16 protein-coding genes are annotated in these 13,474 nt (G+C 70.6%); 12 read left to right on the forward strand and 4 right to left on the reverse strand.

The annotated features are described in order from the left end of the window. Positions 1-12 precede the first annotated feature (12 nt). A complete protein-coding gene (locus ACFVS8_RS08415) occupies positions 13-408 on the forward strand; it encodes a hypothetical protein (protein WP_387060208.1) in 396 nt (131 codons plus the stop codon). Between the two features lie 57 nt (positions 409-465). Here ACFVS8_RS08415 and ACFVS8_RS08420 read toward each other — a convergent pair whose 3' ends face one another. Then, entirely contained in the window at positions 466-1,134 is a 669-nt protein-coding gene (locus ACFVS8_RS08420) for a potassium channel family protein (protein ID WP_387060210.1), read from the reverse strand. After that, positions 1,127-2,572 (reverse strand): TrkH family potassium uptake protein, encoded by a 1,446-nt coding sequence (locus ACFVS8_RS08425; RefSeq protein WP_387060212.1) that lies wholly within the window; start codon positions 2,570-2,572, stop codon positions 1,127-1,129. The genes ACFVS8_RS08420 and ACFVS8_RS08425 overlap by 8 nt, the downstream gene beginning before the upstream one ends. A gap of 73 nt (positions 2,573-2,645) precedes the next feature. Here ACFVS8_RS08425 and ACFVS8_RS08430 point away from each other — a divergent pair, with 73 nt between their 5' ends. After that, on the forward strand, positions 2,646-3,086 hold the full coding sequence (locus tag ACFVS8_RS08430) for an ArsR/SmtB family transcription factor (RefSeq protein WP_387060215.1): 441 nt from the start codon (positions 2,646-2,648) through the stop codon (positions 3,084-3,086). A 38-nt stretch (positions 3,087-3,124) separates the two neighbouring features. Continuing rightward, positions 3,125-3,616 carry a DUF1772 domain-containing protein gene (locus ACFVS8_RS08435; protein ID WP_387060217.1) on the forward strand — a complete coding sequence of 164 codons (492 nt, stop codon included), beginning with the start codon at positions 3,125-3,127 and terminating at the stop codon, positions 3,614-3,616. Between the two features lie 48 nt (positions 3,617-3,664). Here ACFVS8_RS08435 and ACFVS8_RS08440 read toward each other — a convergent pair whose 3' ends face one another. Then, on the reverse strand, positions 3,665-4,174 hold the full coding sequence (locus ACFVS8_RS08440) for a GNAT family N-acetyltransferase (protein WP_387060220.1): 510 nt from the start codon (positions 4,172-4,174) through the stop codon (positions 3,665-3,667). A gap of 118 nt (positions 4,175-4,292) precedes the next feature. Here ACFVS8_RS08440 and ACFVS8_RS08445 point away from each other — a divergent pair, with 118 nt between their 5' ends. The 4 genes from ACFVS8_RS08445 (at position 4,293) to ACFVS8_RS08460 (ending at position 6,934) form a co-directional block, all read left to right on the forward strand. Beyond that, complete coding sequence (locus tag ACFVS8_RS08445) at positions 4,293-4,391, forward strand: 30S ribosomal protein bS22 (protein WP_003792170.1); 99 nt, start codon at positions 4,293-4,295, stop codon at positions 4,389-4,391. A 114-nt stretch (positions 4,392-4,505) separates the two neighbouring features. Continuing rightward, positions 4,506-4,775 (forward strand): glutaredoxin family protein, encoded by a 270-nt coding sequence (locus ACFVS8_RS08450; protein WP_387060223.1) that lies wholly within the window; start codon positions 4,506-4,508, stop codon positions 4,773-4,775. Between the two features lie 113 nt (positions 4,776-4,888). After that, positions 4,889-5,818 (forward strand): HAD family hydrolase, encoded by a 930-nt coding sequence (locus tag ACFVS8_RS08455; RefSeq protein ID WP_387060226.1) that lies wholly within the window; start codon positions 4,889-4,891, stop codon positions 5,816-5,818. Positions 5,819-6,007: 189 nt separating this feature from the next. After that, positions 6,008-6,934 carry a DUF559 domain-containing protein gene (locus ACFVS8_RS08460; RefSeq protein ID WP_387060229.1) on the forward strand — a complete coding sequence of 309 codons (927 nt, stop codon included), beginning with the start codon at positions 6,008-6,010 and terminating at the stop codon, positions 6,932-6,934. Between the two features lie 92 nt (positions 6,935-7,026). On the opposite strand, the gene aspS is transcribed toward ACFVS8_RS08460, so the two are convergent. Next, entirely contained in the window at positions 7,027-8,385 is a 1,359-nt protein-coding gene (gene aspS, locus ACFVS8_RS08465) for an aspartate--tRNA(Asn) ligase (RefSeq protein WP_387060232.1), read from the reverse strand. Between the two features lie 156 nt (positions 8,386-8,541). On the opposite strand from aspS, the gene ACFVS8_RS08470 reads away from it, so the two are divergent. Genes ACFVS8_RS08470 through ccsB form a run of 5 tightly spaced genes read left to right on the forward strand, consistent with a single transcriptional unit; the run spans position 8,542 to position 13,415 of the window. Then, a complete protein-coding gene (locus tag ACFVS8_RS08470; protein ID WP_387060234.1) occupies positions 8,542-9,186 on the forward strand; it encodes a histidine phosphatase family protein in 645 nt (214 codons plus the stop codon). Continuing rightward, positions 9,186-9,815: a TlpA family protein disulfide reductase gene (locus ACFVS8_RS08475; RefSeq protein ID WP_387060237.1), complete on the forward strand. Its 630-nt coding sequence runs from the start codon at positions 9,186-9,188 to the stop codon at positions 9,813-9,815. The genes ACFVS8_RS08470 and ACFVS8_RS08475 overlap by 1 nt, the downstream gene beginning before the upstream one ends. Before the next feature lies 1 nt (position 9,816). Beyond that, positions 9,817-10,572, forward strand: a complete 756-nt coding sequence (locus ACFVS8_RS08480) for a cytochrome c biogenesis CcdA family protein (RefSeq protein ID WP_387060239.1) — start codon at positions 9,817-9,819, stop codon at positions 10,570-10,572. Then, a complete protein-coding gene (locus ACFVS8_RS08485) occupies positions 10,556-12,328 on the forward strand; it encodes a cytochrome c biogenesis protein ResB (RefSeq protein WP_387060241.1) in 1,773 nt (590 codons plus the stop codon). Before ACFVS8_RS08480 ends, ACFVS8_RS08485 begins: the two co-directional genes overlap by 17 nt. 52 nt (positions 12,329-12,380) lie before the next feature. Then, positions 12,381-13,415 carry a c-type cytochrome biogenesis protein CcsB gene (ccsB, locus tag ACFVS8_RS08490; protein WP_387061192.1) on the forward strand — a complete coding sequence of 345 codons (1,035 nt, stop codon included), beginning with the start codon at positions 12,381-12,383 and terminating at the stop codon, positions 13,413-13,415. Positions 13,416-13,474: the final 59 nt, after the last annotated feature.

Here is a 13,474-nt window from a genome sequence, read left to right on the forward strand (position 1 = left end):
AGCGTTCTCGTCATGAGCGCGTGGGAGACGATCGGGGCGATCGCCGAGGTCATCGGGTGGGTCGGACTCGCCGTCGGGCTCGGATGCCTGCTGCTCGTGCTGCTCATCCGCATCGCCGACGGCCGCTGGCTGCCCACCGACGCCCTCATCGTCGACGGGGCCGAGGGCAGCGTCGTGCGGTGGTTCGCCGAGGGCGAGTTCCACTCGCGTCGGCTGAGCGCCGACGAACGCCAGCACGTCGCGAACCCCGAGGAGGAGCCCGCCTTCTACCGCGAACGCGAGCCCGAGCACCTGCGCCTGCACGAACCGCCCGCCGGGCGCCGGGTGCTGCGGCTGCTCGGCATCGTGTTCCTCGCGCTCGCGCTGGTCGCGGGCATCGTGGGCGTCATCGCCATGCTCGTCGCCTGATCGGCGACCGCGCCGTCACCGGCTTCTGACGGCACGACGGATGCCGCGGCATCCGCCCTACTCGAGTGCGGCGAACTTCTCGATGTCGCCCTCGGTGCCCGAGACGATGATGAGGTCGTGGTTGGAGACCACGGTCTGCTCGGTCGCGTAGGTGAACGGCTTGCCCGGACTCTTCACGCCGACGACCGTGACACGGTGCTTCGAGCGCACGCCCGATTCGGTGAGGTTCTTGCCGCGAATGGGCTTCGGCGGGTACATCTTCACCAGCGCGAAGTCGTCGTCGAACTCGATGAAGTCGAGCATGCGGCCCGACACCAGGTGCGCGGTGCGCTCGCCGGCCTCGCGCTCGGGGTAGATCACGTGGTTCGCGCCGATGCGCTCGAGGATCTTGCCGTGCGACGCCGAGATCGCCTTCGCCCAGATCTGGGGGATCTTGAGGTCGACGAGGTTGGCGGTGATGAGCACCGACGCCTCGACCGACGAACCGACGGCACACACGGCGATCGAGAAGTCCTGCGCACCGATCTGGCGCAGCGCGTCGATCGACTTCGCATCGGCGACGACCGCGTGGGTCACCCGCTCCGACCATTTCTGCACGAGCAGCTCGTCGGTGTCGACCGCGAGCACCTCGCGGCCGAGGCGGTCGAGCTGGCCCGCCGTGGCGGCGCCGAAACGCCCGAGCCCGATGACGAGCACCGGGGCGTCGTGCTTGATGCGATCAACCAACGATTGGCCTCTCTTCCGGACGCTTGAACAACTGCCGTCGCTGGCTCGCTGCGAGGGCCGCGGCGAGTGTCACTGTACCAACGCGACCCATGAACATCGTGGCCGCCATGACGTACACGCCCTCTGGCGGCAGCTCGGCCGTGAGCCCCGTCGAGAGGCCGCACGTGGCGAACGCCGAGATCACGTCGAAGAGCACGTTCTCGAACGGCTCCTTCGTGATCTGCAGGATGATGATCGACGATCCGGCGACGATCGTCGCGCCCCAGAGCACCACGCTGACCGACAGGCGCAGCATGTCACGGGGGATGCGGCGTCCGAACGCCTCCATCGAGGGCGCGCCACGGGCCTCGGCGACGGCGGCGAGGAACAGCACGGCGAGCGTCGTGACCTTGATGCCGCCCGCGGTCGAGGCCGAGCCGCCGCCGACGAACATGAGCATGCTGCTCACGAGCTGGCTCGAGCCGTACAGGTCGTGCATGTTGACCGTCGCGAAGCCGCCCGACCGCGTCATCGCCGACATGAAGAACGACTGGAAGACCGTCGCGCCGGCGTCGAGGTGCCCGTAGGTCTTCGGGTTCGCGTGCTCGAGGATGACGAACATCGCCGCGCCGAGCACGAACAGGATCACCGTGGTCGCGAGCGTGAGCTTCACGTGCAGGCTCCACTTGCGCGGCTGCCGCCAGGCGCGGGCGAGCGCGAAGATCACGGGGAAGCCGAGGCTGCCGAGGAACACCCCGGCCATGAGCAGCGACTGCATCCAGTAGTCCTGCTCGAAGGGCGCGAGCCCGCCGGGGTTCGGGTTGAAGCCCGTGTTCGTGAAGGCCATGGCCGAGTAGTAGAAGCTGTACCAGATGCCGTGGAAGCCGTCGTACCCGGCGGCGAGCATGCTCGGGATCATCGCGATCGCGATCACGCCCTCGATGACCAGCGCGCTGATCGCGACCGTGGCCAGCAGCCCGCCCACCTCGCCGAGCTTGACGGCCTGCCGCTCGGCCACCGGCCCGACGTGGATGCGCGACGGGTTCGTGTCGCTCGCGGCCATGAGCTTCGAGCGCAGCCCGAGGCGGCGCGAGATGACGAGCCCGAGGATCGAGGCGAGCGTGAGTACGCCGATGCCGCCGATGTTGACGCCGATGTAGACCAGCGCGTTGCCGAACGGCGACCAGTAGGTCGCCATGTCGACGGTCGCGAGGCCGGTCACGCAGATGACCGAGACGGCCGTGAAGAGCGCGTCGTGCAGCGGTGCCGCGCTGCCCTCGCCCGCACGCGCGATCGGCAACGAGAACAGCAGCGTGAAGATCAGGATGAGGCCGGCGAAGATGACGATCGCGAAGCGCGACGGCGAGCTCCTGACGAACACGTCGACCCCGTCGCGCAGGCGACCCAGCCACGACCGCCGCTCGAACCTGCCCGAGCGGCCCATCGCCTGAACGCGCATCGACCCCCCTCAGTGCCTTCGCTCGATCGCGTGAGTCATGGTACTCCCCGGCCGGAATGACTAGCCTTGCACCATGGCGGACATCTTCGACGTGGTGGCAGACGCGACCCGACGCGACATCCTTGCAGTCCTGCTCGAGCGCGAGTCCGTCTCGCCCGAGTCGAACGGCGAGATCAGCGTGTCCGAGATCGTCGCCGCGCTCGGACTCAGCCAGCCGACCGTGTCGAAGCACCTCAAGGTGCTCCGCGAGGCCGGGCTCGTGAGCGTGCGCGAAGAGGGCCAGCACCGCTACTACCGGCTCGACCGCGGCCCGCTCGAGACCCTCGAAGACTGGCTGATCCCGTTCACGTCGTCGGATGCCGCGGCCGACGCCGCGACCCTGGCCGGTGCGGAGGGGGTGGCGTCCGAGAGCCTCCGCGACGATCAGCGCGCGTTCGCGTCGGCGCTGGGCAAGGCGTTCGCCGAGACGGCGCACCAGGTCAGCTCGGTGGTCGCGCCGATCAAGCGCAAGTAGGCCTCCCGCCTGCGGGCGCCGTCGGGCAGACTGACGGGATGAGCGTCGCCGCCACTGTCCTGCTCCTCATCGGCATCGTCGGCACAGGGCTGGTCTGCGGGGTCTTCTTCGCCTTCTCCGGATTCGTGGTGCAGGGCATCGACCGGCTGTCGCCGGCGGATGCCGCGCGAGCCATGCAGGAGATCAACGTGACGGCGCCTCGACCGCCGCTCATGCTCGCGCTCTTCGGCACGGGACTCGTGCTGGTCGCGCTCGCCGTGCTCGCGTTCCTGTTCGGCGGCGCGATCGGAGTCTCGGACTGGTGGGTGCTCTCGGCCACGATCCTCTACGTGGTCGGCGCGATCGGCGTCACGGCCGCGGCGAACGTCCCTCGCAACACCCGGCTCGCCGCCGCCTCCGAGCATGACGAGGCGGCGCTGGCCGCAGCCTGGCGCGAGTTCCGCCCAGGCTGGCTCGCGTGGAACCACGTGCGCTGGATCACCTCGACGGCTGCCTGCGCGTGCCTCGTCCTGGCGCTGCTCGCCCGATAGGGGCTCCGACCCGTCGATGCGCTCTCGCGTCGATGCGCACCCGCGCGGTCAGCGCAGGCGCTTGATCATCTCGAGCTCGAGGCCGCCCGGCGCGAGCTCGTACGCTCGCGAGTGCCCCGTGAGGGTGAACCCGAGCTTCTCGTAGAACGCGATCGCTCTGGGGTTCTGCTCGTGCACCTCGAGGCGCAGGGCGTCGCCGTGCGCGAGGGCCCACTCCTCGACGGCCTCGAGCAGGCGCCGCGAGACGCCTCGCCCGTCGCCCCGGTACGCCGGGCTCACGTAGACGCCGACGAGCAGCGGGCCCGAGGCGGCATCCGGAACCCACCCGCCCATGTGGCCGACCCAGCGGTCGCGGTCGATGGCGACGATCGAGGTCTGCCCGGGAGTCGTGCCGCGCGCCGCGCGCATGCGCCAGACCGCCTCGCCGACGCCCAGCGCGTGCTCGTAGGTCTCGCCGAAGGCGATGGGCGTGTCCTGCAGCATCTCGAGCCGGAGGTCTCGAACCTGCTGCCAATCCTCTTCGCGGGTGGTGCGCACGGTGAGTTCTGGGCGGGGCATCCCTCGACGCTAACGCACCGTGATCAGGGGTGCGTCTCGAATCGGCTAGACTATCCCGAGGCTTTCTGCCTGCGGCTGCGACTCGCGCGGCCGACACGATCTTTTCTGTGAGGTTCTGATGGGTTCCGTCATCAAGAAGCGCCGCAAGCGTATGGCGAAGAAGAAGCACCGCAAGCTGCTTCGCAAGACGCGTCACCAGCGTCGCAACAAGAAGTAGTCCGCTGCTTCACCGCTGAGAGCGTCAGGCCCGCGGCCTGACGCTTTTTGGCGTACCCGGGTGCGCCGCACCCGATGAGGTCGGGCGCGAACACCGCCCGCGTAGGCTGGTGGCATGCCCCGCGACATCCGTCTCACCCTCATCGGCAAACCAGGGTGCCACCTCTGCGACGACGCCCGCGAGGTCGTGCAGTCCGTGGTCGCCGGGTTCGAGGCGACCGATGCAGGCTCCGCGCCGGTGCTCGAAGAGGTCTCGATCCTCGACGACGCCGCCCTCGCCGACCGCTACGCCGAGGAGATCCCGGTGCTGCTCATCGACGGCGAGATGCACGCCTACTGGCACGTCGACGCGGCGCGCCTGACGGAGGCACTGCGCTCGCGCTGACCACGTCGCGGCGAGGGTTTGACCGGCCTGCGCGATGAGGCGCGCCCGCGCATGGCGCCTTGCCTCGCGTCGCCGGCCGTGGCAGCGTGGAGCCCGACCGTCGAGGGGGCCGCATGGCGAACGATCTGGAATCGTGGGCCGATTCCGCGACGCGCAAGGCGATCACGGCCTTCGTCGAGCGGGTCTCCGGCCCGGGTGGCGTGCCCGAGGCCGAGCGCCTCGCCGTCTTCGACAACGACGGCACGCTCTGGAGCGAGAAGCCCATGCCGACCCAGCTGCACTACATCGTGCAGCGCTGGGCCGAGGCGGCGAAGGCCGACCCCGCGCTCGCCGAGCGCCAGCCCTACAAGGCCGCCGTCACCGGCGACTACGCCTGGCTCGGCGGCGCGGTCGACAAGCACTACGAGGGCGACGACAGCGACCTCAAGGTGCTGATCGGCGCACTCGTCGGCGTCACCGCCGGAATGAGCGTCGACGACTACGCGGCATCCGTCGCGGAGTTCTACGAGCACGCCAGACACCTCACGCTCGGCACGCCCTACGCCGACGCCGTGTACCGCCCGATGGTGGAACTGCTGCGCTACCTCGAGGCGCACGGGTTCACGGTCTACATCGTGTCGGGTGGCGAGCGCGACTTCATGCGGCCCATGACGCAGGAGTACTACGGCATCCCGCCCCAGCACGTCATCGGCTCGGCGCTCGGACTCGCGTACGACGAGGACTCGCACGAGGTGCGCTACACCGCCGGCCTCGACTTCTTCGACGACGGTCCCGAGAAGCCCGTGCGCATCTGGAGCCGCATCGGCCGGCGCCCGCTGATCGCGTGCGGCAACTCGAACGGCGACATGCAGATGCTCGACTTCACCCGCAAGGCCGACGGCCTGGCGCTCCTCGTGCACCACGACGACGACACCGGCCGCGGCGACGAGCCCTACGACAAGGGGGCGGATGTCGCGCTCGCCGCGGCCGACGACCGCGGCTACACGGTGGTCAGCGTCAAGCGCGACTGGGTGAACGTCTTCGTCTCGCCGGTCGGCGGCTGACACCCGGCCTCCAGACGCGTGATGTCGCGCGAATCGTCGTGATTCCAGTCGGGTTGCGACGATTTGCGCGACATCACGGGCGGGCGGCGCGGCCGGGGCCGTCCTCCACAGGCCGGCCCGGGGATGCTCCGTATGCAGGCAGACGGGTGGGCCGAAGGCGCGCGCGCCGTCGTCGCGGATGCTGGGCGGATGCGACCGCACGCCGCCCTGCCCGCCGCCCTGCGTAACCGCGCATTCACGTCGGCCGAGGCCGTCGCCGCCGGGGTCGGCCCCGGGCGGTTGCGCGGACGCGACCTCGTGCGTCCGTTCCACGGCGTTCGCGTCGCGGCCCCGGAGCCCGGGCTCGAGGCGCGGTGCCGAGCGAAGCTCATCGTGATGCGGCCGGGGCAGGTGTTCAGCCACGCCACTGCCTGCCGCCTGTACGGCATCGTCGTGCCATGGGCATCCGACGGCGATCGGATGCCCGAGCTCGACGTCGCGGCGTTCGCGCCGGCCGCGATCCCGCGCGGCCGGGGTGTGCGCGGTCATCGGCTCGGGGCGGGCGGCACCCGCGTGGGGCTGCTCCGCGGGTTGCCGATCGTCTCGCCCGAGGACGCCTGGTGCCAGCTCGCAGCGACCTCGTCGGTGCGCGACCTCGTCGTCGCTGGCGACTCGTTGCTTCGGCGGGAGCGTCCGCTGTCGACGCCCGAGGCGATGGGCGAGGCCGTGCGGCGGCATCGTGGGCGGCGTGGACACCGAGCGCTCGTCGAAGCGCACGGACTCGTGCGCGCTCGCACCGACTCGCCGCAGGAGACGCTGCTCCGACTCGACCTCGTGCGCCGCGGACTGCCCGAGCCCGTCGTCAATCTCGAGATCCTCGACGAGTCCGGGCGGCTCTGCGCGCTCGGTGATCTGGCGTACGCCGAGCAGCGAGTGCTCGCCGAGTACGACGGCGAGCAGCACCGCACCGACGACCGCCAGTATGCGCGCGACGTCGAACGGCTCGACGAACTGACACGGCTGGGTTGGCGGGTCATCCGCTTCACGAAGCGGCATCGCGGGCGAGCTCGGGCCGCGCAGCTCGACCGCGTGCGCGACGCGCTCCTGGCCCGGGGATGGGTCGACCCGAAGCCGTGATGTCGCACGAACTGTCGCCATCCTCGGAGGATGACGACCGTTCGCGCGACATCAGCGGCCCGGCGCTGGCGCGTTGCGCGCCACACGGCAGGTCAGGGGAGCAGGCGCGTCGGGCCGCGGAAGAGGTACGTGGTCTCGCGGATCGAGCTCTCGCCCAGCATGAGCATCAGCACGCGCGCGAGGCCCATGCCGAACCCGCCGTGCGGCGGGACGCCGTAGCGGAAGAAGTCGAGGTAGAACTCGAGCTCCTCGGGGTCGAGCCCCTTCTCCTTCGCCTGCTCGACGAGCACGTCGACGCGGTGCTCGCGCTGCGCCCCGGTCGAGATCTCGACGCCGTTGTAGATGAGGTCGTACGAGTTCGTGAGGCTCGCGTCGCCCTCGTGGCGCATGTGGTAGAACGGCCGGATGCTCGACGCGTAGTCGGTGAGGAACACGAAGTCGTGCCCGTAGGTCTCCTTGACGTACGCCGAGATCTGGCGCTCGCCCTCGGGGTCCATGTCGGCGTCGGCGCGGGGCACGACGTAGCCGTGGTCGGCGACGATCTGCTTGGCCTCGGCCAGCGGGATGCGCGGGAACGGGCGCGAGGGCACCGTGAGCTCGATGCCGAAGTGCTCCTGGATCTCGGCGCCGTGCTTGGCGACGACGGCCTCGAAGCCGGCGACGAGGAGTTCCTCGTGCAGGGCCATGACGTCTTCGTGCGAGTCGATCCAGCTGATCTCGGTGTCGACCGAGGTGAACTCGGTCGCGTGGCGCGACGTGAACGAGGGGTCGGCGCGGAACGCGGGGCCGACCTCGAAGATGCCGCCGAAGCCCGCGGCCTGGGCCATCTGCTTGAAGAACTGCGGGCTCTGCGCGAGGTACGCCTTGCCCTCGAAGTAGTCGACCTCGAAGAGCTCGGCGCGCGACTCGGAGGCCGAGGCCATGAGCTTCGGCGTCTGGATCTCGATGAGGCCCTTCTCGACCCAGACCCCGCGCAGCGCGTGCAGGAAGGTGGTCTGGATGCGGAAGATGAGGGCCTGCTTCGGGTTGCGCAGGTCGAGGAAACGCCAGTCCATGCGCTTGTCGAGGCTCGAGTCGGCCGCGATGGGCGTCTCGGGGTTGGCCTCGGAGACGACCTCGAGGGTCGCGAGCTTGACCTCGATGCCGCCGAGCTTCACGCGCTCGTCGTGCTTGAGCTCGCCGGTCACGCGGATGAACGAGCCGTGCGCGAGCGCCGAGATCGCCTCGGTCGTCGCGAGGCGTGCGGGAGCGGTCTCGTCGACCGCGCCGTCTTCGCCGGGCTCGGGCAGTTCGCGGAGCGCGGGGTTCACGACCTGCACGGCGCCGGACTCATCGCGGAGGATGACGAACTGCACCTTCTTCTGATCGCGGACGGTCTCGACCCATCCGGCGATCGTGACGGGGCCGTCGGGCAGCGCGGCGAGGTTCTTGACGAGGGTGCGTTCGTTCACGAGGGTCCATCCTACTGGGGGAGCGCCCGCGCCATCGGGCTAACCGGTTGATGCGGTAGCGGCGGTGGTGCGGATGCCGCGGCCGCGCGTCGCAGCCCGGTCGCGAGCCGCGACGCTCGGCGGTTTCAAAGGAACACGATCCCTAGACTGGAGACCGTGCCTGCCGAGCAGATCCATCTCGTGCGCCATGGCGAGGTGTTCAACCCCCAGGGCGTGCTCTACGGTCGTCTCCCGGGCTACGGGCTCTCCGACCTCGGGCGGCGCATGGCGCAGGCCGCGGCCGACGAACTCGTGCGCGTCGGGCGCCCCGTGACGAGCCTCGTCGCCTCGCCGCTGCAGCGCACGCAGCAGTCGGCCGAGCCCATGTCGGCCGCGTTCGGCCTCGAGCCGACGCTCGACGAGCGCGTCATCGAGCCCGAGAACCGGTTCGAGGGCAAGCGCATGCGCGGCCAGGGCGGCGCGCTCCGCGACATCCGCAACTGGGGCCTGCTCGTGAACCCGTGGGAGCCGAGCTGGGGCGAGCCGTTCGGCTCGATCGCCACGCGCATGCTGCTCGCCGTCGACGACGCGTGGCAGGGTGCCGACGGCGGCGACGTCGTGATCGTCAGCCACCAGCTGCCCATCTGGATGGTGCACCGCAGGCTCGCGGGCGCCTCGCTCGCGCACGACCCGCGCCGCCGCCGGTGCGCGCTCTCGAGCATCACCACGCTCGAGCGCCGCGGCGACCGCTTCGTCGAGGTCGACTACCGTGACCCCGCCTCCGGCCTCGCCGCGCAGGCCACCGACGTGGGAGCAGTGTGATGCGCCGAACCCTCCGCGGGCGCCGCCCCGCCACTGCAGCGACGACCGTCGCGGCACTCGCCGCGGCATCCGCCCTGCTGCTCACCGGATGCACGAGCGACCCGCTCGCCGACCAGTTCCGCGAGGGCAGCGGCAAGAACTACATCGCGGGCGACGGCAGCATCAGCGAGTACGCCGCGGCCGATCGCGGCGAGCCGATCGAGTTCGCGGGCGAGACCGTCGAGGGCGACGCGTTCGACTCGGCGGACACGCTCGGCGACGTGACGGTCGTGAACTTCTGGTACGCGGGCTGCGCGCCGTGCCGGGTCGAGTCGCCCATCCTCGAAGAGGTCTCGCAGGGCTACGCCGACGACGACGCCGACGTGGCGTTCGTCGGCGTGAACGTGCGCGACCAGGCCGGCACCGCCGCGTCGTTCGAGAAGGAGTACGGGGTGACCTACCCGTCGATCCTCGACGTCGAGTCGGGCGAGGCGCAGCTCGCGTTCGCCGGGCCCGTGCCGCCGGCCGCGGTGCCGACGACCATCGTGCTCGACCGCGAGGGCCGGGTCGCGGCGCGCGTGCTCGGCCAGCTCACCGAGGCGTCGATCCTCGAGTCGCTCGTCGACCGCGTGCTCGACGAGCAGGCCTGACGTGGGCGGCATCGGCGAGATCGTCCTGAACGGGCAGCTGCTCGCCGCAGTCCCGATCGCGATCGCGGCGGGCATCGTGTCGTTCCTCTCGCCGTGCGTGCTGCCGCTCGTGCCCGGCTACCTCGGGTACATCGGCGGGTTCGTCGAGGCGTCGGCGGATGCCGCGGAGGAGCGTCGGTACCGTCGCCGGCTCGTGTTCGGCGTGCTGCTGTTCATCGCCGGCTTCACGGCCGTGTTCGTCACGTTCAACCTGCTCGCGGGCGTCGCCGGGGCCTGGTTCAACGCCTACGGAGACGTCATCACGCGGGTGCTCGGCGTCGTGCTCATCGTCATGGGCCTCGTCTTCATCGGCCAGTTCACGTTCCTGCAGCGCACGATCAAACCGTCGTGGCGGCCCGCGACCGGCCTCGGCGGGGCGCCGCTGCTCGGCGTCGTGTTCGGGCTCGGCTGGACGCCGTGCATCGGCCCGACGCTCGCGGTCGTGCTCACGCTCAGCGCCGACTCGGGCTCGGTGTGGCGCAGCGTGCTGCTCGGCCTCGCGTACTGCCTCGGCCTCGGCATCCCGTTCCTGCTCGTCGCGCTCGGCTTCGGCTGGGTCACGGGCTCGCTCGCGTTCGTGCGTCGGCACATCCGCGCGATCAACATCATCGGCGGGTCGCTGCTCATCGCGATCGGCCTCCTCATGCTCTCGGGTCTCTGGACCATCTGGATGTACGAACTGCAGGCGGTGATCTCCGGCTTTGTCCCCGCGATCTGACCCGGGCGCGCTCTCGCGCCCCGACGACCACATCGACTCCCCGACGCCCGAGCCGGGCGACGGGGCATCCGTCTCGCAACCGAAGCTCGGCTTCGTCGGATGGGTGCGCTTCGCCTGGCGCCAGCTCACGAGCATGCGCACCGCGCTGCTGCTCCTGCTGCTGCTCGCGATCGCGGCCGTGCCCGGGTCGCTCGTGCCGCAGCGCTCGAGCGACCCGAACGGCGTCACCCAGTACTTCTCCGACAACCCCGACCTGGCGCCGGTGCTCGACTCGTTCCAGATGTTCGACGTCTACACGTCGGCGTGGTTCTCGGCCGTCTACCTGCTGCTGTTCGTGTCGCTCATCGGCTGCATCATCCCGCGCACGAAGCACCACTTCGACGCCCTGCGCGCCCGGCCGCCGCGCACGCCCGTGCGGCTCTCGCGCCTCGCCGGCTACACCGAGCGCGCGCTGCCCGACGACGAGACGGCGGATGCCGCGATCACGCGTGCCGCGGCCGAACTCAAGCGCGCCGGCTACCGGGTCGAGCGCTACGACGTGCGCGGCGAGCCGTCGGTCAGCGCCGAGCGCGGCTACCTGCGCGAGACCGGCAACCTGGTGTTCCACACCGCGCTGCTCGGCATCCTCGTGGCGGTCGGCATCGGCGGCGGGTTCGGGTTCGCCGGCCAGCGCGTCGTCGTCGAGGGGCAGTCGTTCGTGAACACGCTCGCGTCGTTCGACTCGTTCAACCCCGGCCGGTTCTTCAACGACGCGAACCTCGACCCGTACAAGCTCACGCTCACCGACCTCGAGGCCGTCTACGAGACCGAGAACCAGAAGGCGCTCGGCCAGCCCATCGACTTCACGGCGAACGTCGAGATCACCGCGCGCGGCAGCGACGAGACCACCGAGGGCCAGGTCAAGGTCAACCACCCGCTGCGCGTGCACGGCACCGACGTGTACCTGCTCGGCAACGGCTACGCGCCCACCATCACGGTGCGCGACGCCGAAGGGGAGGTCGTATTCACCGACGCGATCCCGTTCCTGCCGCAGGACGCGAACCTCACCTCGATCGGCGTCGTGAAGGTGCCCGACGGCATGCCCGAGCAGCTCGGCATGGTCGGCTTCTTCTACCCGACCCAGACCACGCTCGACTCCGGCGCCTACTCGTCGAGCTACCCCGATCTCGTCTACCCGGTGCTCACGCTCAACGTGTACTCGGGCGACCTCGGCATCGACGGCGGCACACCGACCTCGGTCTACACGCTCGACCCGTCGACCATGGAGCAGCTCACGGGCGGCACGACCGGCGTCGACTCGATCGAGCTCATGCCCGGCCAGACGCAGGACCTGCCGAACGGCCTCGGCACCGTCACCTTCGAGGACGTCACGCCCGACGGCGAGCCGAACGCCGCCGACGGCGACTACTCGCAGAGCGTCGACCGGTTCGCGAGCTTCGACATCCACCGCGACCCGTCGCAGGGCTGGGTGCTCGTGTTCGCGGTGCTGATCATCGCCGGCCTCCTCGTGTCGCTGTTCATCCCGCGCCGCCGCGTGTGGGTGAAGGCCGCGAAGCGCCCCGACGGCGCGGTCGTGCTCGAGTACGCCGGCCTCGCCCGCGGCGAGGACCCCGGCCTCGACGAGGCCGTCGCCTCGTTCGCCGACAAGCACGGCGGCCCGGCGCCGCTCGACGACGCAGATGGCGGCGATGACGCCGGCGACGCCACCCCCGAAGACCCCGAATCCGCCGGTGAACCGGCGAAACCGACGACGTAAGGTTGTAGTCGTGACGCTCGACGAGATCTCCATCACCCTCGTGTACTCGGCCATGGCCGTCTACGCGATCGCGTTCATCGCCTACGCGATCGACCTCGCGCGCCGCTCGGCCGTCGCCGCCAGCGCTGCGGATGCCGCGGCCGCCGCATCGGCAGCCGCCCAGCCGGCCACGGCGACCGTCGGTGCCCCCGCGACCGTCGGGGCTCCGGCGACCGTCGGCGGCGGCGTGTCGGGCGCCGGGCGCGCGGGCGGCGCACCCGCGAAGGGAGGCCGCGGCGCGGCATCCGTCTCGACGATCGAGGGCGCCTCGGTCGCCTACGGGCGCTCGCCGTCGCTGCGGGTCGGCGTCGCCATGACCGTGCTCGCGTGGGCGCTGCACCTGGCCGCCGACATCACCCGCGGTCTCGCCGCCGGCCGCGTGCCGTGGGCGAACATGTACGAGTTCGCCCTCACCGGCACGCTCATCATCACGACCGTGTACCTGCTCGTGCTCGTCGTCTCGAAGCACGACCTGCGGTTCCTCGGCACGTTCATCACCGGGCTCGTGCTCGTGCTGCTCGGCATCGCCACCGTGAACTTCTACGTCAGCGTCGTGCCGCTGCCGCCGGCACTGCAGTCGGCCTGGCTCGTCATCCACGTGTTCGTCGCGACCTCGGCGGTCGGCTTCCTCGCGCTCGGCTTCGCGCTCTCGGTCGTGCAGCTCATGCAGTCGCGCCGCGAGACGATCCTCGCGACCGCCAAGCAGGTCAAGCGCTCGTTCCTCGCGACGCTGCCGAACTCGGCCACGCTCGAGAACCTCGCCTACCGCGTCACCATCATCGGCTTCATCCTCTGGACCTTCACGCTCATGGCCGGCGCCATCTGGGCCGAGGCCGCGTGGGGCCGGTACTGGGGCTGGGACACCAAGGAGGTGTGGACCTTCATCATCTGGGTGGTCTACGCCGGCTACATCCACGCGCGGGCGACCCGCGGTTGGCGCGGCTCCCGGTCGGCGTGGCTCGCGATCATCGGCTTCTCGACGGTCATGTTCAACTTCACCGTCGTGAACCTGTTCTTCAAGGGACTGCACGCCTACTCGGGGCTCTGAGCCCGGCAGGCGGCAACGCGAGAGGCGGCACCCGGTCTTCGGAGCGGGTGCCGCCTCCG

Origin of the sequence: Agromyces sp. NPDC058110, assembly GCF_042884735.1 — a bacterium.
In the GTDB taxonomy this organism is placed as follows: domain Bacteria; phylum Actinomycetota; class Actinomycetes; order Actinomycetales; family Microbacteriaceae; genus Agromyces.